This window comes from Streptomyces krungchingensis, assembly GCF_054729265.1.
In genome coordinates this window covers 8640513-8658273 of sequence record NZ_JBPUKY010000001.1, presented here as the reverse complement: position 1 = coordinate 8658273, position 17761 = coordinate 8640513, and the positions used below count along the sequence as shown (strand labels likewise).

Sequence of the window (17761 nt, the reverse complement as noted above, 5' to 3'; positions counted from 1 at the left end):
GCGTCAGACCGTCGTCCCGAGCGGTCCATGACCTCGCGGAAGACTCCGGCCGACGGCCGGTCGACGAACCCTTCCGTCTGACGGAAGAACCCTTGCCGCACTGTGGCGGGCGTCACGAATCTGGTGCGCAGGCGGGGCGACGAGGCCCCGCGTCTCAGGGACGGGAACGCCATGCCTCACATGACCGCTTTCGCCAGGAACCAGTGGTACGTCGTCGCCCATGCGCACGAGGTCGGACGCGAGCTGCTCGGCCGGACCGTCCTCGGTGAGCCCCTCGTCCTCTACCGCACCGAGGACGACGGGACGGCGGTCGCCCTGTCCGACCGCTGTGTGCACCGCCGTTACCCGCTCTCGGAGAGCCGGCTCGACGGCGACCGGATCGTGTGCGGGTACCACGGGTTCACGTACGACACGACGGGCGCCTGCGTGTACGTGCCGGGCCAGAAACGCATACCGCGTACGGCCCGGGTCGCCTCCTACCCGCTGGTCGAGCAGGACTCCCTGATCTGGGTCTGGATCGGCGACCCGGCGCTCGCCGACGCGGGGACGATCCCGCGCGCCCGGCACCTCGACTCCCCGGGCTGGGTCACGGTCCACGGGATGGAGCCCATCGACGCCGACTACGGTCTCCTCGTCGACAACCTGCTCGACCTCTCCCACGAGACGTATCTGCACGGCGGCTACATCGGCACGCCCGAGGTGGCCGAGACCCCGATCACCACCGAGGTCGACGAGGGCGCCGGCATCGTACGGGTCAGCCGGCACATGGACGACGCCGAGTGCCCGCCCTTCTACGCCCGCTCCACCGGGATCGAGGGGCGCATCACCCGCTGGCAGGACATCGAGTACCACGCCCCGTGCCTGTATCTGCTGCACAGCCGGATCGCACCGGTCGGCGTGCTGCCGGAGGCGGACGGGAGCGACCCGAACGGCTTCCACACCGAGATCACGTATGCCATCACACCGTCCGGCGACGGCAGCGTGTACGACTTCTGGGCGGTCTCCCGGGACTTCGCTCCCGACGACGAGGAAGTCACCGCCTTCCTGCACGACTTCAACCACACGGTCGTGATGCAGGACGTGGACGCGCTCAACCTGCTGCAGAGGACCCTGGGTTCGGAGCGCGCCGGCTATCAGGAGCTCAGCATCAACATCGACACCGGCGGACTCGCGGCCCGCCGCATCCTCGCCCGGCTGGTCGAGGAGGGCGACAAGCCGGTGGAGCAGGTCCGGTGACCGGTCCCACCGGGCAGATCTACCGCATCGACTGGCTGCCGGGCACGGACCTGCTGCACGGCACCTGTCACTGCGGCGCCGAGCACACCGCGCACGACCCGGTCGAGATGTGGGAGTGGATGCTCGCCCACCCCGACGGACACACCCTCCGAGGAAACGAGCGATGACCTTGTACGAAGCGGAACTCGTCGTCGGACTGCGGGAGTCCGTGGCCGACGGCGTGCTCGCGCTCACCCTGCGCCACCCCTTTGGCGCGGAGCTTCCCGCCTGGCGGCCGGGCGCGCACGTCGACGTCGTGCTCGGGCCGGGGCTGGAGCGGCAGTACTCACTGTGCGGTGATCCGGCCGACCGCGGCACCTGGCGGATCGCGGTGCTGCGCGAGGCCGACGGCCGCGGCGGATCGGCCTACGTGCACGGCCGGCTGGCCCCGGGCGACCGGGTCCGGGTGCGCGGACCGCGCAATCACTTCGCGCTGGAACCCGCGCCCCGGTACCGGTTCGTCGCCGGTGGCATCGGCATCACACCGATCCTGCCGATGCTCGCCGCTGCGGAGGCGGCGGGCGCGGAGTGGACACTGCTGTACGGCGGGCGGAACCGGGCGTCGATGGCGTTCGTCGAGGAGCTCGGCCGGTACGGCGACCGGGTGCGGATCGCGCCCCAGGACGAGACCGGGCTGCTGGACCTCGGTCCGGTGCTGGCCGCGCTGCCCGCGGGCACGCTCGTCTACTGCTGCGGCCCGGAGCCGCTCCTCGACGCGGTGCAGGAACGCTGTCCCCCGCGGCTGCTGCGTATCGAGCGCTTCCGGCCCAAGGAGGCGGAGCCGGGCGGGAACACGGAGTTCGAGGTGGTCCTCGAACGTTCGGGGCGCACGCTCGTCGTGGCGCCGGACGTGTCCGTCCTCGACACCGTGCGCGCGGCCGGGGTCGAGGTGCTGTACTCCTGCGCCGAGGGCACGTGCGGCACCTGCGAGACGGACGTCCTGGAGGGGGTGCCCGACCACCGGGACTCGGTGCTGACCGAGGCGGAGCGGGAGGCGGGCGAGACCATGCTCATCTGTGTGTCACGCTGTCGCGGGAGGCGGCTCGTGCTGGATCTGTGATCCGCAGGTCGGCCTCGATCGCCGCCACCGTGGCCAGCAGGTGCGGCAGCAGGTCGCGGCGGACGGACTCGACGGAGTTGCGGCTGGCGTGCACGGGTATGTTCACGGCCGCCACCACCTCGCCGTCCCGGTCGCGCACCGGGGCGGCGACCGAGCGCAGCCCCTCCTCCAACTCCTGGTCCACGATGGCGTATCCCTGACGCCGTACGCGGCGCAGTTCGGCCCTCAGCGCGTCGGCCGACACGATCGTGCGGGCCGTGAGGGGCCGCAGGTCGGCGCGGGCGAGCCGGGCGTCGGTCTCCTCGTCCGCACGGTGCGCGAGGATCACCCGGCCCACGGAGGTGACATGGGCCGGGAATCGGGTGCCGACGGTGATGGCGGCGGTCATGATGCGCCGGGTGGGCACACGGGCCACGTACACGATGTCGTCGCCGTCGAGGACGCACAGCGAGGACGACTCCCCGACCCGTTCGGCGAGTTGCTCCAGGTGCGGCTGCGCGATCTGCGGCAGGGAGAAGCCGGACAGATAGGCGTAGCCGAGTTCCAGCACGCGCGGGGTGAGCCGGAAGGTGCGGCCGTCGCTGTGGACGTACCCGAGGTCGACGAGGGTCAGCAGGAAGCGGCGGGCCGCCGCCCGGGTCAGGTCGCAGGCGCGGGCCACTTCACTGAGCGTCAGTTCCGGCTGGTCGGCGCCGAAGGCGCGGATGACGGCGAGGCCGCGTTCGAAGGACCGGACGAAGTGGGGCGCGCGGGAAGCTGCAGGCATGGTCGCCTCCAGGGGGACGTCGGGGCACGCTCGCCGCGCAGGGACGAGCACACTCCACTAACTGTCAACAATATTGTCAGCCAGAGCCATTGACCCGGCCGTACGAGCGTTCTACCTTCGCGCTGAGCACCATTGTGCGGTGTGCGCACAGCCTGTCGGAACACCTCGTCTGCACAGGAGGAGCCATGCGTCGTCTGCTTGCCGCGCTCGCGGCCGGAACCTTCCTGGTCGCCGCGTCGGCCTGCGGCTCGTCCGACGGCGGTGGCGCCTCGGACAAGAACGCCTCGTCCGACGGCACCACGACCGTCAAGGTCGGCATCATCCCCATCGTCGACGTCGCACCGGTCTACCTCGGCCAGCAGAAGGGCTTCTACGCCAAGCGGGGACTGAAGCTCTCCATGACGACAGCTCAGGGCGGCGCGGCCATCGTGCCGGGCGTCGTCTCCGGCCAGTTCCAGTTCGGCTTCAGCAACATGACGAGCCTGATGATCGCCCAGTCCAACAACGTGCCCGTGCAGGCCATCGCCAACGGCGTCGCCTCAACAGGCGTGGCGGGCAAGGACTTCGGCGCCATCACGGTGAAGAAGGGCAGCTCCATCAAGTCGGCCAAGGACCTCGAAGGCAAGAAGGTCGCCGTCAACACGGTGAAGAACATCAACGAGACGGCGGTGCGCGAGTCGGTGCGCAAGGCCGGCGGGGACCCGTCCCAGGTGAAGTTCGTCGAGCTCGCCTTCGACCAGATGCCCGCCGCCCTGGACAGCGGGCAGATCGACGCCGCGATGGTGGTCGAGCCGGCGCTCGCCACGGTCAAGAGCCAGGGCGGCACGGAGATCGCCTCGTCCCTGGTCGACGTCGCGCAGAACCTCACCGTCGCCATGTACTTCACCTCGGCGCAGTACGCGCAGAAGAACCCCGGCGTGGTGAAGAAGTTCCAGGAGGCCACGGCCGAGTCCCTGGCCTACGCCGACGCCCACCCGGACGAGGTCCGGCAGATCGTCACCACGTACACGAAGATCCCCGCCGCGGTGCTGGAGAAGGTGACGCTGCCCAAGTGGCCGGCCGAACCGAATCGCGCCTCGATCGAGACGCTGGAGAAACTGGGCGCGCAGGACGGCCTGTTCAAGACGGAGCCCGACCTGGACAAGCTGCTCCCGTGAGGGGAACGAACACCGCGCTGGGCGCCGCCGGGCTCGCGGCCTTCCTCGCCCTGGGCGAGGCGGTGCCGCGGCTCGGCCTCGTCAAGGAGCAGTACTTCCCGCCGACGAGCCGGATCGCGGGCGCGCTGCGCGAGGAGTTCGCCGACACCGCCTTCTGGACCGCGCTCGGTGACACCCTCACGGGCTGGGCGCTCGGCCTGGCGATCGCGGTGAGTGCCGGGATCCTGGCCGGCGTGCTGGTCTCGGTCGTGCCCCATCTGCGCGAGGCCACCGCCTCGACGGTCGAGTTCCTCCGACCCATTCCCTCCGTCGCACTGATCCCGCTGGCCGTCCTCCTGTACGGCACCGGTCTGCGCTCGGTCCTGCTGCTCGTGGTCTACGCGGCCTTCTGGCAGGTCCTCGTCCAGGTCCTGTACGGCGTCCAGGACGTCGACCCGGTCGCCGACGAGACGGCCCGCTCGTACGGACTCGGCACCTGGGCGCGGGTGCGGCACGTGCTGTGGCCGACGGCGCTCCCCTATGTCATGACGGGCGTCCGGCTGGCCGCGGCGGTGGCGCTCATCCTCACCGTGACCGCCGAACTCGTCATCGGCGCACCGGGGCTGGGAGCCCGCATCGCGGTCGCGCAGACCTCGCAGGCGGTGCCCGAGATGTACGCACTGATCGTGGTGACCGGTCTGCTCGGGCTGCTGATCAACGTGGGTGCCCGCACGGTGGAACGGCGGGCGCTGGCCTGGCACCAGTCGGTGCGCGGGGAGGTGACGGTGTGAGCGAGGTACCCGTCGGCCGGGCACGGCCGGGAACCTGGCGCAGGGTCCTGCTCCGACTGCTGTACGCCGTCGCCCTGCCCGTGCTCCTGGTCGTGCTCTGGTGGTTCGCGTCCGACGACAGCACCGACGTCTACTGGCCGCCGCTGCGCACCATCCTGAAGACCTTCCCCGACGTCTGGACCGGCGAACGGCTCCGCGGCGACCTGCGGCCCAGCCTGCTGCGGCTGTTCGGCGGCTACACGGCGGCGGCCGTCGCCGGGGTGGCGCTCGGCACGCTCATCGGCTCCTACCGCCGGGTGCGGGCCGTGTGCGAACCGGTCCTGGAGTTCCTGCGGGCGATCCCGCCGCCCGTCCTCGTCCCGGTCATCATGCTGTTCGCGGGCATCGGCGACGGCATGAAGGTCGCCGTGATCGCGAGCGGCTGTGTCTGGCCGATCCTGCTCAACACGGTCGAGGGCGTACGGGCGGTCGACTCCGTGATGGCGGAGACGGCACGTTCGTACGGCATCACGGGCGCCGCCAGGCTGCGCGCCCTGGTGCTGCCGGCGGCGAGCCCGCAGATCTTCGCCGGACTGCGTCAGGCCCTGTCCATCGGGATCATCCTCATGGTCATCAGCGAGATGTTCGCGGCCAGCAACGGCCTCGGCTTCACCATCGTCCAGTTCCAGCGCGGTTTCGCCATCCCCGACATGTGGACCGGGATCCTCGTCCTTGGCCTGCTCGGCTTCGTCCTCTCGGTCGTCTTCCAGCTGATCGAACGCCGGGTGCTCGGCTGGTACCACGGTCTGCGCGCGTCCTCCCGGCGGTCACCGTGATGCTCGCGAAAGGGCGGTCCATGCAGGAGCTTCTGGTCGTCTCCGGCCTGCGGAAGGTCTACGAGGGGCAGGGCCGCCGGGTGGAGGCGGTTCGCGATCTCACGTTCACCGTCGCGGCGGGCGAACTCGTCTGCCTGGTCGGCCCGTCGGGGTGCGGCAAGACCACGCTGCTGAAGTGCGTGGGCGGACTGCTGGCGCCGACGGCGGGCGAGGTGTCGCTGGCCGGCAGCCCGGTCTCGGGTCCGCCGCCCGGGATGGCGTTCGTGTTCCAGGAGTACGGGCGCAGCCTCTTCCCGTGGATGCGGGTCCGCGAGAACGTCGGGCTGCCCCTGAAGCAGAAGGGGCTGAGCAAGCAGCGGCGCCGCGAACTGGTCGCGGACGCGCTGGAGTCGGTCGGGCTCACGGACGCCGCGGGCGCCTATCCCTGGCAGTTGTCCGGTGGTATGCAGCAGCGCGTGGCCATCGCGCGCGCACTGGCCTACGAACCGGACGTGCTGCTGATGGACGAGCCCTTCGCGGCGGTCGACGCGCAGACGCGTGCCGATCTGGAGGACCTGGTGCGCGGGCTGTGGCGGCAGCGCGGGATCACCGTCCTGTTCGTCACGCACGACATCGACGAGGCCGTCTACCTCGGGCAGCGGGTGCTGATCCTGTCCGGCTCCCCCACGGTCGTCCAGGAGCAGTTGAAGGTCGATCTGCCGGACGAGCGGGACCAGTTGCACACACGGGTCTCCCCGCGCTTCGCCGAACTGCGCACCCATGTGTACGAGCAGATCCAGGCGGCGAAGCGCGGGGAGCCGGACGACCTCAGGAAAGATACGCCTCCACTTCGCTGAGCTGGGCCGCGGGCCAGCCCGTGTTGGCGGTCACCTGGATGCGCAGATGGCGCAGGTTCGTGCCGGCGGGCAGCGTCACGGTGACGGTGTTGCCGGTCGCCGGGTCGAAGCGGTAGGCCTTGGACGCCACGACCGTGGAGTACGCCGATCCGTCGGTGCTGCCCAGCACGGACAGGGTCTGGGTGCGGGCCTGCCAGGCGGACGCGGGCGGCACCTTGAGGACGAGACGGCGGGTGGCGAAGGTGGAGCCCAGATCGGTCGTCCAGGACTGCGGGAAGGCGTTGTTGGTGGATTCCCAGTAGCTGTTCGCGTCGCCGTCGACGGCCTTCGCGGGCGTGTAGACGTCCTGCGAACCGGTGGCGGTGGCCGGGCGTCCCTCGGCGAGATTGCGTGCCGGATCGGGGTCCGGGTTCCCGGTGCCGGGCTGGGGCCAGGTGGAGCAGTCGTTCCAGGTCGAGTCCCAGCCGGAGTTGCCGCCGCCGTCGGTCAGGGCGAAGGTGCCGGAGCCGGTCGGGTAGGGGCAGTTGTAGATGCCCGCCGAGCCGACGCCGGTGGCCTTGACGTTGCTGAATCTCGCGGCGCCCTGGGACTCGGTCTGGACGACCACCGTGCCGGTCCGGTCGACCGTGGCGCCGTCGACCCTGATGTTCTTCGTCGCGTATCCGCGCCCGCCGCCGGACACGAACTCGAAGGCGCTGTACGGGCTGTCGGTGATCGTCGTGCCGGTGATGTCGACGGTCGCCTCGATGGCGCTGTCGTAGGAGTCGACGCGCAGCGCGCCCATCGGATGGTTCCAGTTGGGGTTGATCGCACCCGTGCGGACGAGGGTGTTGCCGGAGACGGTGATGGTTCCGGCGAGCGGGGAGAACGGGTCGAGGAACTTCTGGTTGGAGATGGCGATGCCGCTGCCGAGGGCGTTGGTGTCGGAGACGAGGTTGTTCCTGACGGCGATGTCGGTGCCGCCGTAGACAGCGATGCCGTTGGCGAGGTTCGGCTGGCTGATGGTGTTGTTCTCGAAGCTGCTGTCGGTGTCGGGCGCGTACAGCGACCACATGGCGAGTGCGTCGTCGCCGTTGTTGCGCAGGAAGTTGTTGCGGACGCGGACTCCGCGCGCGTTGCCGTTGAGGTTGAGTCCGTCGGCGGTGGTGTCGAGGATGCGATTGTTCTCGACGACGAGGTTGTCGTTGTTGCCGGTCAGCCACAGGCCGACCTTGAGGTGCTGGAGCCACATCCCGGAGACGCCGGAGCCGGGGCCGAGCGAGCCGTTGACGAAGTTGTCCGGGTCGGAGTCCACGCGTTCGGTGACCTCGCCGATGACGGCGAAGTCCTTGAGGTGGACGCCGCCCGACGAGCTCGTCTGGTCGATGAAGCGCGAGGTGCGGACGACGGAGTACCAGCTGCCGGCGCCCTGGAGGGTGACGTTCTGGACGCCGCTCAGCGAGGACGTGATCCGGTAGTCGCCCGGCGGGATCCAGACGACGCCGCCCCGCGCCGCGGAGATCGCGTCCCGGAAGGCCTGGGTGGAGTCGCCCTGGCCGCCGGGGTCCGCGCCCTTGTCGGTGACGGACACCGATCCCGCGGGCCGGGCGCCCGCCGCCGCGACCTGCTCGAAGTCGGCGACGTCCACGGTGACCTGGGTGGACGTCGCCTGGAAGGCGACCTTGTCGCCCGCCTGCACGTTCTGCCCGAGCAGCAGGCGCGCGTTGTCGAACAGGTGGTGCGTCTTGGCGCCCGCGATCCAGGGGGTGTCGACGTAGGAGTACTTGGAGGTGACGGGGAGCGTCCTGGAGATCTTCGTGCCGTTGACGTACACGTCCAGCGAGCCCGACTGGCCGTCGGGGACGCTGTAGGAGACGTTCACCGCGTTGGCGGCCCGTGGCACGGTGAACTCGACGCGCCGGCCGGCGGTCAGCCGTACGGCCTGCCGTCCGGACGCCTCCGAGGCCAGGGTGCCCTGGGTGTGGTCCGGGCCGATCCTCGTGCCCGTGGAGCTCGCGGACTCGGCCTCCACGGAGGTGAAGGGCAGGTCGGCGCCCGCCGCCGCCACGGCGGAGTGGGCGGCGGTGGCGCTGAGCAGGCCCGCGGTGAGCGCGACGGCGGCGGCGCAGGCCAATGGCATGCGCCTGACAGTTCTGTTCCTGTGCATGTGCTGATCCCTTCGAGGTGGGGGTGCGGGGACAGCGGTGCGCCGTCCGGCGGCCTCAGGCGCGCAGCCAGGCCGCCGTGTCCTGCGGAAGCAGCCCGTCCGCGTCGAGCGGACCGCTGCCCAGCAGCAGGCGGGTGTGCGGGGGGAGGGCGACGGGTCGGGCGGTGAGGTTCACGACGCAGAGCAGCCCGTCGGTGCGGGCGAAGGCGAGGACGCCGTCGGGTGCGGGCAGCCAGTTGAGCGGTCCGTCGCCGAAGCCCCGTTCGCCGCGGCGGATGCGGAGCGCCGCGCGGTAGAGGCTCAGCATCGACCCGGGGTCCTCGGCCTGGCGGTCGGCCGCGTACGCAGGCCAGTCGGCGGGCTGCGGCAGCCACGGTTCGCCGCCGAAGCCCGCGTGGGGTGCCCCGGCGGTCCAGGGCAGCGGCACCCGGCAGCCGTCCCGGCCCGGGTCGGTGCCCCCGGAGCGGAAGTGCATCGGGTCCTGGATGCTGGCCGTCGGCAGTTCCACCTCGGGCAGGCCGAGTTCCTCGCCCTGGTAGAGGTAGACGGAGCCGGGCAGGGCGAGCGAGAGCAGGGCCGCGGCCCGCGCCCGCCGGGTGCCGAGGGCGAGGTCGGTCGGGGTGCCGAAGGCCTTGGTGGCGAAGGCGAAGGCGGTGTCGGTGCGGCCGTAGCGGGTGACGGTGCGGGTCACGTCGTGGTTGCACAGCACCCAGGTGGCGGGCGCGCCGACCGGGGCGTGCTCGGCGAGGGTCTCGTCGATGGAGGTGCGCAGCCGTGCCGCGTCCCAGGGGCAGGACAGGAAGGAGAAGTTGAAGGCGGTGTGCAGTTCGTCGGGGCGCAGATAGCGGGCGAAGCGCTCGGTGTCGGGCAGCCAGACCTCGCCGACGAAGACGCCGTCGTAGGCGTCGGCGACCGCGCGCCAGGAGCGGTAGATGTCGTGGAGTTCGTCGCGGTCGACGAACGGGTTCGGATCGCGGCCCTCGACGAAGTCGGGCAGCTCCGGGTCCTTGGCGAGCAGCGCGGCCGAGTCGATGCGCACGCCCGCGACGCCCCGCTCGAACCAGAAGCGCAGGATCTCCTCGTGCTCCTGACGGACGGCGGGGTGCGCCCAGTTGAGGTCGGGCTGCTCGGGGGTGAACAGGTGGAGGTACCAGTCGCCGTCGGGGAGCCGGGTCCAGACGGGTTCGGCGGAGCCGGCGAACTGGGACGGCCAGTCGTTGGGCGGGACGTCGCCGTGCTCGCCGCGTCCGGGACGGAAGTGGAACAGCTCGCGTTCGGGGCTTCCGACGGGGGCGGCCCGGGCGGCCCGGAACCAGGGGTGCTGGTCGGAGACGTGGTTGGGCACGATGTCGACGAGGGTGCGGATGCCGAGTTCCCGTGCCTCGGCGATGAGCTTCTCCGCCTCGGCGAGCGTCCCGAAGGCCGGGTCGATGGCACGGTAGTCGGCGACGTCGTAGCCCCCGTCGGCCATCGGTGAGAGGTACCAGGGGTTGAACCACAGGGCGTCCACACCGAGTTCGGCGAGGTACGGCAGTCTGGCGCGCACGCCCGCGAGGTCTCCGGTGCCGTCGCCGTCGCCGTCCGCGAAGCTGCGGACGTACACCTGGTAGATGACGGCGGAGCGCCACCAGTCGCTTCGCGTGCGGGCAGGGGAAGGCTGTCCCACGGTGAATGCCTTTCTGGAGGGGGTGTCGTCAGCCCTTCGTGCTGCCCGCGCTGATCCCGGCGATGATGTGCCGCTGGAACACCAGGAACATCGCGACCATGGGGATGCTCGCGATCACCATCGCGGCGATGAGGACGGTCAGCGGGATGTTCTGGGACAGCTGGACGAGTGCCACGCTGATGGGCTGTTTGTCGGTGTCGGAGAAGACCATCAGCGGCCACAGGAAGTCCTGCCAGACGGCGACCAGGGCGAAGATCGACACGACTCCCAGGACGGGACGGGACATCGGCAGCACGATCGACCACAGCGTGCGCAGCCGTCCGGCGCCGTCGATCTCGGCGGCCTCCAGGACATCGCGCGGAATCTGGTCGAAGAAGCGCTTGAGCAGGTAGAGGTTGAAGGCGTTGGCCACGGCGGGCAGCCAGATGCCGAGCGGGTCGTTGAGCAGGCTGGTGTGGATCAGCGGCAGGTCCGCGACGGTCAGGTACTTCGGGACCACGAGCGCCTGCGCGGGGACCATCAGGGTGGCGAGGATGCCGCCGAGGATCACCCTGCCGAAGGCGGGCCGCAGTTTGGACAGGGCGTACGCCGCCGCCGTGCAGAACACGAGTTGCAGCAGCCAGGCCCCCGTGGCCTGCACCACCGTGTTCCACAGGTGGGTGGGCAGGTCCATCAGGTCCCACGCGTCGGTGTAGCCGCTCAGGTGCCACGCGTGCGGTACGAGGGTCGGCGGGGTCCGCACCACCTCGTCCGGCGACTTCATGGCGCCGGTCACCATCCAGTACACGGGGAAGAGGAAGGCGAGCGCGAACAGCAGGACGACGCCCGTGAAGACGGTCCAGTAGACGGCCCGGCCGCGCGGACGGGCCAGGGTGAGCGGCGAGACCAGCGTACGAACGCTCATGCGTCCTCCCCGGTGGAGCGCGTCAGCCGCAGATACACCGCGGAGAAGACGCTGAGCAGCGCAAGGAGCATGACGCTCAGGGCGCACGCCCCTCCGAAGTCGTTGTAGAGGAAGGCGTACTTGTAGATCAGGTAGAGCACCGTGACCGTCGCGTTCTCCGGGCCCCCGCCGGTGATCACGAACGGCTCGGTGAAGACCTGCATGGTCGCGATGATCTGAAGGAGCATCAGCATGAGGATGACGAACCGGGTCTGCGGGATCGTCACATGGCGCACCCGCTGCCAGATGTTCGCGCCGTCCAGTTCGGCCGCCTCGTACAGCTCGCCGGGGATGCTCTGGAGCGCGGCGAGATAGATGAGGACGGTGCCGCCGAGGTTGGCCCAGGTGGCGACGATCACCAGGGAGACGAGGGCGGTGTCGGCGCCGTTGGACCAGTTCGAGGTGGGCAGGTGCGCGAACCGCAGCGCCTCGTTGGCGAGGCCGGCGCCGGGATCGTAGAACCACTTCCACAGCAGTGCGCTGACCACCGGCGGGATCATCACCGGCAGATAGACGACGACTCTGAAGAAGGCCTTCGCGTGCCGCAGTTCATTGAGGACGAGCGCCATCAGGAAGGGGACGGCGAAGCCGATGAGCAGAGCGAGCAGGGTGAAGGTCAGGGTGTTGCGCCAGGCCGCGCCGAACTCTGGGTCGTGGAAGACCCGCGTGAAGTTGGCGGTGCCGACCCATTCGCCGCCGGAACCGGGCGTGTACTTCTGGAAGGCGATCACCACCGCACGGATCGCCGGGTACCAGGAGAACAGGGCGAAGCAGAGCAGTCCGCCGATCAGGAAGGCGTACGCCCGGGACTGGTCGGCCAGGCGCCGGCGCCACGTTCCCCCGGTCCGGCGCCCGGCCCGGCGCGGCTCCCCCTCCGGCACGCCGAGGACGGCCGGAGGGGGTGCCGCGGGCTTCGATGCGGTCTTCATGGACGCGGTCAGCCCCGGGCCAGGATGGAGTCGATCTTGCCGGAGGCGTCCTTCAGCAGCTGGTCGACGTCGGCGTCCTTCTTGGTGAGGACCGCGGAGACGGCACCGTCGAGGACGGAGTAGATCTGCTGGGCCTGCGGCGGCTCGATCTTCATCTGGAGGCTCTGGTTGCCGTCGAGGAAGGCCTGGTAGTTCTCGACGGGGACGTTGGCGTTGGCCTTCTTGACCTCCTGGTCCTTGGCGTCCGCGGCGCCGGTGAACAGGCGCGGCTCGGGCAGGCCGACCGGCGCGTCGTTCCGCTTGGCGCGGGCGTAGTCGCCGAGGAAGCCCTTGCCGGGGGTCAGGAACATGTGGTCGAGCCACTTCAGGCCGGCCCGGATCTGCGCCGGGGTGTCCTTCTTGTTGAACATGTAGCCGTCGCCGCCGATGAGCGTGCCCTTGCCGCCCGGCATCGGGGCGAGCGCCAGGTCCTTGTAGTTGCCGCCCTTCTCCTTGACCAGGATCGGGATGTTGTCCGGGGCGGAGAGGTACATGCCGAGCTTTCCGGAGCCCATCATCTGCTGCACGTCGTTGATGACGAGGAGCTGCTTGCTGCCCATGGAGTTGTCGCTCCAGCGCATGTCCTTGAGGTTCTGCAGGACGGCCTTGCCCTCGGGGGTGTCGATGTTCGCCTTCTTGCCGTCGGCGCTCACCACGTCACCGCCCTGCGAGTAGAGCTCGGCGGTGAAGTGCCAGCCTCCCTGGTTCTGCGCGCTGTAGTCGGCGTAGCCGACGGTGCCCTTGCCGAGCGCGGCTATCTTCTTGGCGTCGGCGCGCAGCTCCTCCCAGGTCGCCGGGGGCTTGTCGGGGTCGAGGCCCGCCTGCGCGAAGAGCTTCTTGTTGTAGATCAGGCCCATCGAGTAGCCGGTGCGGGGAACGCCGTAGATCTTGCCGTCGACGGTGTAGATGTCACGCAGCTGCTGCTGGATGGTGCTGTAGCTCTTGAGCTCCTTGACGTAACTGGTGATGTCGGCGGCCTGGTTGACGTCGACCACGTGCTTCGCGTCGGTGAAGTACGTGTAGAACACGTCCTCCATCTGGCCGCCGGCCAGCTTGGCGTCGAACGTCTTGGGGTCCTGGCACGGGAACGCGTCGTGCGTGACGACGTCGATGTCCGGGTTGGCCTTCTCGAACGCCTTGACGTCGGCCTCGAAGAACGAACGGTCGACCTTGGCGCTCTTGGGCGGCATGCAGTTGACCGTGATGCGGGTCTTGCCACCCGCGGATCCGTCGTCGTCGCTTGAGCCGCAGGCCGTGATCGCGGTCAGGGCGAGGGCGGAGGCCATGAGCGTGGTACTGGTGCGGCGGAACCCGGGACTTCTCATCGGTGGACCCCTCTTGGGCAGGCGCAGGGAAGGCCCACGGCGCCGTACCCGAGTGGTGCGGCGTCCGTGTCTGGCGCCGCACACTCAAGCACCACCGACATTGCGGCGCAAGATCTCGCGCAGAATCTGTAATTATTCGACAGCCACGTGGCTCTCAGTCGCGAGGTACTTGCGCAGTGGACCCTCGCACCACCAACTCCGGCTCGAACAGCAGCTCTTCGGGAGTGACACTGGTCCCGCCGATCTGCGCGTTCAGCAGTTCCACGGCCGCCCTGCCCATCGCCTCGATGGGCTGGCGGACGGTGGTCAGCGGCGGCTCGGTGCAGTTCATCAGCGCGGAGTCGTCGTAGCCGACGACGGACACCTGCGCCGGCACGTCGAGCCCCTTGCGCCGGGCGGCCCTGACGACACCGAGCGCGAGCGGGTCGCTGGCGCAGATGAAACCGGTGACCCCGCGGTCGATGAGCCGGGAGGCCGCCGCGTGCCCGCCCTCGATCGAGAACATGGCGCGGGCGATGTGCTCGTCGGGCAGATCGGGGGCGAGTGCCCGCGCCGCCGCCAGCTTGCGGCCCGAGGGGATGTGGTCGGCGGGTCCGAGCACGAGGCCGATCCGCTCGTGCCCGAGCGAGACGAGGTGCCGCCAGGCCTGTTCGACCGCCACGGCGTCGTCGCAGGACACGCCGGGGAAGCCGAGGTGCTCGATGGCGGCGTTGACCAGCACCACCGGGATGTTGCGGTCCGCGAGCTGCCGGTAGTGGTCGTGCGGGGCGTCGGCCTGCGCGTACAGGCCGCCGGCGAACACCACGCCGGAGACCTGCTGCTGGAGCAGCAGGTCCACGTAGTCCGCCTCGGAGACCCCGCCCTTGGTCTGCGTGCACAGCACCGGGGTGAGGCCCAGTTGTGCGAGTGCCCCGCCGATCACCTCGGCGAACGCCGGGAAGATCGGGTTCTGGAGCTCGGGCAGGACGAGGCCGACGAGCCGGGCACGCTCGCCGCGCAGTTGGGTGGGCCGCTCGTAGCCGAGGACGTCCAGCGCGGACAGCACCGCCTGCCGGGTGGCCTCGGACACCCCGGGTTTGCCATTGAGGACCCGGCTGACCGTGGCCTCACTGACCCCGACCTTCTTCGCCACCTGAGCAAGTCGTCGCGTCATGCGCGCAAGAATAGCGCAAGAAATGCAAACGGTTTGCGTGGAGGGGGCGGATGCCGGTCCGGCGGAGCCGCCTCGGCTCCGGGCCTCCCACGGGGCGGGCTACCGGCTCAGCGAGCGGCCCACAGCCCGCGGACGTGCCCGAGGTGACGTGTCATCACCTCGCGCACGGCGGCCTCGTCACGGGCGAGCAGCGCGTCGAGGAGCTCCAGATGCTCCTCCGCGGACGCCTCCAGACGGCCGCTCTCGGCCAGGGCGTTCAGGCCGTAGAGCCGGGAGCGTTTGCGCAGGTCGCCGACGACCTCGACGAGATGGGCGTTGCCGGCGAGCGCCAGCAGGCCCAGATGGAAGCGGGTGTCCGCCTCCACGTAGGCGACGAGGTCGCCGGCCGCCGCCGCGGTCACGATCTCCCGGGCGGCCGGGCGCAGGGCGTCCAGGGACACCGGGTCGGCGCCGGCGGCCAGCCCCACCGTGGTGGGGATCTCGACGAGCGAGCGGATGTGGGTGTACTCGTCGAGCTGCCGCTCGGAGACGACGGTGACCCGGAACCCCTTGTTGGGCACCGTGTCGACCAGGCCCTCCTTGGCGAGATCGAGCATCGCCTCCCGCACCGGCGTCGCCGACACCCCGAAGCGGGCGGCCAGCGTGGGCGCCGAGTAGACCTCTCCGGCGCGCAGTTCACCGGCGATCAGCGCGGCCCGCAGCGCGTCGGCGACGCGCTCGCGGTAGCTGCTCTTCTTCCCGCCGAGCGTGGGCAGGACGGGAGCGGCGGAGGGTGCGCTGCTGCGCCGGTCGGCCATGGGTTCTCCTCGTACGGGCCGAGCGTCCTCCGCCGGCTGGTGCCATGTCACGTACTACGCCCCCAGTATCTACGCGGCGGCGGGTGCCGCGACGGCGAGGGGCCCTCTTCACAGGACGAAGCCCGCCGGGAAGGGGTCGGTGGGGTCGAGCAGGTACTGGGCCGTTCCCGTGATCCAGGCGCGGCCCGTGAAGCTGGGCAGCACCGCGGGGATCCCGGCGACCTCGGTCGTGGCGAGCAGCCGTCCGGTGAAGCTGGTCCCGATGAAGGACTCGTTCACGAACTCGGTGTGCAGCGGGAGTTCGCCGCGGGCGTGCAGCTGGGCCATGCGCGCGCTGGTCCCCGTGCCGCAGGGCGAGCGGTCGAACCAGCCGGGGTGGATCGCCATCGCGTGCCGCGAGTGACGCGCGGTGGCTCCGGGCGCGTACAGATGGACGTGGTGGCAGCCCCGGATCGACGGATCCTCGGGGTGCACGGGTTCGCCCTCGGCGTTGATGGCGTCCATCAGCGACAGGCCCGCCTTCAGGATGTCGTCCTTGCGCGCCCGGTCGAAGGGCAGCCCGAACTGCTCCAGCGGCAGGATCGCGTAGAAGTTGCCACCGTACGCGAGGTCGTAGGTCACCGTGCGGCCGTCGGCGAGGGTGGCCTTGCAGTCGAGGCCGACGGAGAACGACGGCACGTTCCTCAGCGTGACCGCGCGGGCCGCGCCGTCCTCGACCGCCACCTCGGCCACGACGAGGCCCGCCGGCGTGTCGAGCCTGATCGTCGTGACCGGTTCGACGACCTCGACCATGCCGGTCTCCACGAGCACGGTGGCCACCCCGATGGTGCCGTGCCCGCACATCGGCAGGTAGCCCGAGACCTCGATGTAGATCACGCCGTAGTCGCAGTCGGGCCGGGTCGGCGGCTGGAGGACGGCCCCGCTCATCGCCGAGTGGCCCCGCGGTTCGTTCATCAGGAGCTGTTTGATGTCGTCGCGGTGTTCGCGGAAGTACAGCCGCCGCTCGTTCATGGTGGCGCCGGGGACCGTGCCGATCCCTCCGGTGATCACCCGGGTGGGCATGCCCTCGGTGTGCGAGTCGACGGCGTGCAGGACGAGTGTGCTGCGCATGGCTCTCCTCGGGGTCGGGGCTCAGCCGTGGGCGCGGACGAGTCCGGCGGCGACGGCCTGCTCGGTGGCGGAGCGCACGGCGGCCTCCTGCTCGGGCAGCAGCGGGACGCGCGGCGGACGGACCGGGCCGCCGTGGCGGCCGACGACGTCCATCGACAGTTTGATCGCCTGCACGAACTCGACCCGGGAGTCCCAGCGCAGCAGCGGGTGCAGCAGGCGGTAGAGCCGGCCCGCGGTGTCGAGGTCGCCGTCGACGGCGGCGCGGTAGAGCTCGACGCTCGCCGCGGGCAGCGCGTTCGGGTAGCCGGCCACCCAGCCCTTCGCCCCGGCGACGGCGAGCTCCAGCAGGACGTCGTCGGCCCCGATCAGCAGATCGAGCTCCGGGGCGAGTTCGGCGATCCGGTAGGCGCGCCGCACGTCTCCGGAGAACTCCTTGACGCCCTGGACGAATCCGGCGGCGTGCAGCTTGGCGAGCAGTTCGGGCACCAGGTCGACCTTGGTGTCGATCGGGTTGTTGTACGCGACGACCGGCAGGCCCGCCTCGGCGACCGCCTCGTAGTGGGCGAGGACGGACCGCTCGTCGGCGCGGTAGGCGTTCGGCGGCAGCAGCATCACGGCCCGGCAGCCCGCGTCCTTGGCCTGCTCGGCCCAGCGGCGTGCCTCGGCGGAGCCGTAGGCGGCGACGCCGGGCATCACACGTTCGCCGCCGATCGCCGCGACCGCGGTCTCGACGACCTTGGCGCGCTCCTCGGGCGTGAGCACCTGGTACTCCCCGAGCGAGCCGTTCGGTACGACGCCGTCGCAGCCGTTCTCGACGAGCCAGGCGCAGTGGTCGGCGAACTTCGCGTAGTTCACGGAGAGGTCGTCGTTCAGCGGGAGCGCGGTGGCGACGAGGACTCCGCGCCAGGGACGGTTCTCGGTGGAGGTCATGAACAGGTCCTCTCTCTGTACGGTGTGACATTTCACTGACTCTC

At 70.5% G+C, this 17761-nt stretch carries 17 protein-coding genes; 7 read left to right on the top strand and 10 right to left on the bottom strand.

Features of this window, described 5'->3' with window-relative positions; all coding sequences use genetic code 11:
* Nucleotides 1–171: 171 nt before the first annotated feature.
* The 3 genes from ACSYGO_RS37545 to ACSYGO_RS37535 are packed head-to-tail and all read left to right on the top strand — an operon-like array spanning nucleotide 172 to nucleotide 2335.
* Nucleotides 172–1236: an aromatic ring-hydroxylating dioxygenase subunit alpha gene (locus ACSYGO_RS37545; protein WP_460389366.1), complete on the top strand. Its 1065-nt coding sequence runs from the start codon at nucleotides 172–174 to the stop codon at nucleotides 1234–1236.
* Complete coding sequence (locus ACSYGO_RS37540) at nucleotides 1233–1403, top strand: hypothetical protein (RefSeq protein WP_359488204.1); 171 nt, start codon at nucleotides 1233–1235, stop codon at nucleotides 1401–1403. The genes ACSYGO_RS37545 and ACSYGO_RS37540 overlap by 4 nt, the downstream gene beginning before the upstream one ends.
* On the top strand, nucleotides 1400–2335 hold the full coding sequence (locus tag ACSYGO_RS37535; RefSeq protein ID WP_460389365.1) for a PDR/VanB family oxidoreductase: 936 nt from the start codon (nucleotides 1400–1402) through the stop codon (nucleotides 2333–2335). Before ACSYGO_RS37540 ends, ACSYGO_RS37535 begins: the two co-directional genes overlap by 4 nt.
* Here ACSYGO_RS37535 and ACSYGO_RS37530 read toward each other — a convergent pair.
* A complete protein-coding gene (locus tag ACSYGO_RS37530; protein WP_460389363.1) occupies nucleotides 2286–3101 on the bottom strand; it encodes an IclR family transcriptional regulator domain-containing protein in 816 nt (271 codons plus the stop codon). The genes ACSYGO_RS37535 and ACSYGO_RS37530 overlap by 50 nt on opposite strands.
* 185 nt (nucleotides 3102–3286) lie before the next feature.
* Here ACSYGO_RS37530 and ACSYGO_RS37525 point away from each other — a divergent pair, with 185 nt between their 5' ends.
* From ACSYGO_RS37525 to ACSYGO_RS37510, 4 genes are read left to right on the top strand one after another with little or no spacing between them, the layout of a single operon-like run.
* Nucleotides 3287–4258 (top strand): ABC transporter substrate-binding protein, encoded by a 972-nt coding sequence (locus ACSYGO_RS37525; protein WP_432176205.1) that lies wholly within the window; start codon nucleotides 3287–3289, stop codon nucleotides 4256–4258.
* On the top strand, nucleotides 4255–5028 hold the full coding sequence (locus ACSYGO_RS37520) for an ABC transporter permease (protein ID WP_432176206.1): 774 nt from the start codon (nucleotides 4255–4257) through the stop codon (nucleotides 5026–5028). Before ACSYGO_RS37525 ends, ACSYGO_RS37520 begins: the two co-directional genes overlap by 4 nt.
* Nucleotides 5025–5843, top strand: a complete 819-nt coding sequence (locus tag ACSYGO_RS37515) for an ABC transporter permease (protein WP_426678519.1) — start codon at nucleotides 5025–5027, stop codon at nucleotides 5841–5843. Before ACSYGO_RS37520 ends, ACSYGO_RS37515 begins: the two co-directional genes overlap by 4 nt.
* Before the next feature lie 20 nt (nucleotides 5844–5863).
* Nucleotides 5864–6679, top strand: coding sequence for an ABC transporter ATP-binding protein (locus ACSYGO_RS37510; RefSeq protein ID WP_460389360.1), 816 nt, complete (start codon nucleotides 5864–5866; stop codon nucleotides 6677–6679).
* On the opposite strand, the gene ACSYGO_RS37505 is transcribed toward ACSYGO_RS37510, so the two are convergent.
* The 9 genes from ACSYGO_RS37505 to ACSYGO_RS37465 form a co-directional block, all read right to left on the bottom strand.
* Complete coding sequence (locus tag ACSYGO_RS37505) at nucleotides 6651–8798, bottom strand: discoidin domain-containing protein (protein WP_460389358.1); 2148 nt, start codon at nucleotides 8796–8798, stop codon at nucleotides 6651–6653. The two genes, ACSYGO_RS37510 and ACSYGO_RS37505, sit on opposite strands and share 29 nt — an antisense overlap.
* A gap of 82 nt (nucleotides 8799–8880) precedes the next feature.
* Entirely contained in the window at nucleotides 8881–10491 is a 1611-nt protein-coding gene (locus ACSYGO_RS37500) for a glycoside hydrolase family 13 protein (RefSeq protein ID WP_426678522.1), read from the bottom strand.
* Between the two features lie 28 nt (nucleotides 10492–10519).
* Nucleotides 10520–11395, bottom strand: a complete 876-nt coding sequence (locus ACSYGO_RS37495) for a carbohydrate ABC transporter permease (RefSeq protein WP_426678523.1) — start codon at nucleotides 11393–11395, stop codon at nucleotides 10520–10522.
* The gene (locus tag ACSYGO_RS37490) at nucleotides 11392–12363 is read right to left on the bottom strand and encodes a carbohydrate ABC transporter permease (protein ID WP_435223271.1); all 972 of its coding nucleotides are present in this window, start codon (nucleotides 12361–12363) and stop codon (nucleotides 11392–11394) included. The genes ACSYGO_RS37495 and ACSYGO_RS37490 overlap by 4 nt, the downstream gene beginning before the upstream one ends.
* An 8-nt stretch (nucleotides 12364–12371) precedes the next feature.
* Nucleotides 12372–13727, bottom strand: a complete 1356-nt coding sequence (locus ACSYGO_RS37485) for an ABC transporter substrate-binding protein (RefSeq protein WP_460389356.1) — start codon at nucleotides 13725–13727, stop codon at nucleotides 12372–12374.
* Nucleotides 13728–13881: 154 nt separating this feature from the next.
* A complete protein-coding gene (locus ACSYGO_RS37480) occupies nucleotides 13882–14880 on the bottom strand; it encodes a LacI family DNA-binding transcriptional regulator (protein WP_426678526.1) in 999 nt (332 codons plus the stop codon).
* Nucleotides 14881–14987: 107 nt separating this feature from the next.
* Complete coding sequence (locus tag ACSYGO_RS37475) at nucleotides 14988–15677, bottom strand: GntR family transcriptional regulator (RefSeq protein WP_460389354.1); 690 nt, start codon at nucleotides 15675–15677, stop codon at nucleotides 14988–14990.
* Nucleotides 15678–15785: 108 nt separating this feature from the next.
* A complete protein-coding gene (locus ACSYGO_RS37470; protein WP_460389352.1) occupies nucleotides 15786–16787 on the bottom strand; it encodes a proline racemase family protein in 1002 nt (333 codons plus the stop codon).
* A gap of 21 nt (nucleotides 16788–16808) precedes the next feature.
* Nucleotides 16809–17717, bottom strand: coding sequence for a dihydrodipicolinate synthase family protein (locus tag ACSYGO_RS37465; protein WP_426678529.1), 909 nt, complete (start codon nucleotides 17715–17717; stop codon nucleotides 16809–16811).
* Nucleotides 17718–17761: the final 44 nt, after the last annotated feature.

What these genes read in the sequence shown, in the direction of transcription:
- ACSYGO_RS37490 (WP_435223271.1), bottom strand. Translation starts at nt 12,363, where the DNA reads ATGAAGACCGCATCGAAGCCCGCGGCACCCCCTCCGGCCGTCCTCGGC.
- ACSYGO_RS37535 (WP_460389365.1), top strand. Translation starts at nt 1,400, where the DNA reads ATGACCTTGTACGAAGCGGAACTCGTCGTCGGACTGCGGGAGTCCGTG.
- ACSYGO_RS37545 (WP_460389366.1), top strand. Translation starts at nt 172, where the DNA reads ATGCCTCACATGACCGCTTTCGCCAGGAACCAGTGGTACGTCGTCGCC.
- ACSYGO_RS37505 (WP_460389358.1), bottom strand. Translation starts at nt 8,798, where the DNA reads ATGCCATTGGCCTGCGCCGCCGCCGTCGCGCTCACCGCGGGCCTGCTC.
- ACSYGO_RS37480 (WP_426678526.1), bottom strand. Translation starts at nt 14,880, where the DNA reads ATGACGCGACGACTTGCTCAGGTGGCGAAGAAGGTCGGGGTCAGTGAG.
- ACSYGO_RS37465 (WP_426678529.1), bottom strand. Translation starts at nt 17,717, where the DNA reads ATGACCTCCACCGAGAACCGTCCCTGGCGCGGAGTCCTCGTCGCCACC.
- ACSYGO_RS37525 (WP_432176205.1), top strand. Translation starts at nt 3,287, where the DNA reads ATGCGTCGTCTGCTTGCCGCGCTCGCGGCCGGAACCTTCCTGGTCGCC.
- ACSYGO_RS37510 (WP_460389360.1), top strand. Translation starts at nt 5,864, where the DNA reads ATGCAGGAGCTTCTGGTCGTCTCCGGCCTGCGGAAGGTCTACGAGGGG.
- ACSYGO_RS37530 (WP_460389363.1), bottom strand. Translation starts at nt 3,101, where the DNA reads ATGCCTGCAGCTTCCCGCGCGCCCCACTTCGTCCGGTCCTTCGAACGC.
- ACSYGO_RS37495 (WP_426678523.1), bottom strand. Translation starts at nt 11,395, where the DNA reads ATGAGCGTTCGTACGCTGGTCTCGCCGCTCACCCTGGCCCGTCCGCGC.
- ACSYGO_RS37485 (WP_460389356.1), bottom strand. Translation starts at nt 13,727, where the DNA reads ATGAGAAGTCCCGGGTTCCGCCGCACCAGTACCACGCTCATGGCCTCC.
- ACSYGO_RS37470 (WP_460389352.1), bottom strand. Translation starts at nt 16,787, where the DNA reads ATGCGCAGCACACTCGTCCTGCACGCCGTCGACTCGCACACCGAGGGC.
- ACSYGO_RS37475 (WP_460389354.1), bottom strand. Translation starts at nt 15,677, where the DNA reads ATGGCCGACCGGCGCAGCAGCGCACCCTCCGCCGCTCCCGTCCTGCCC.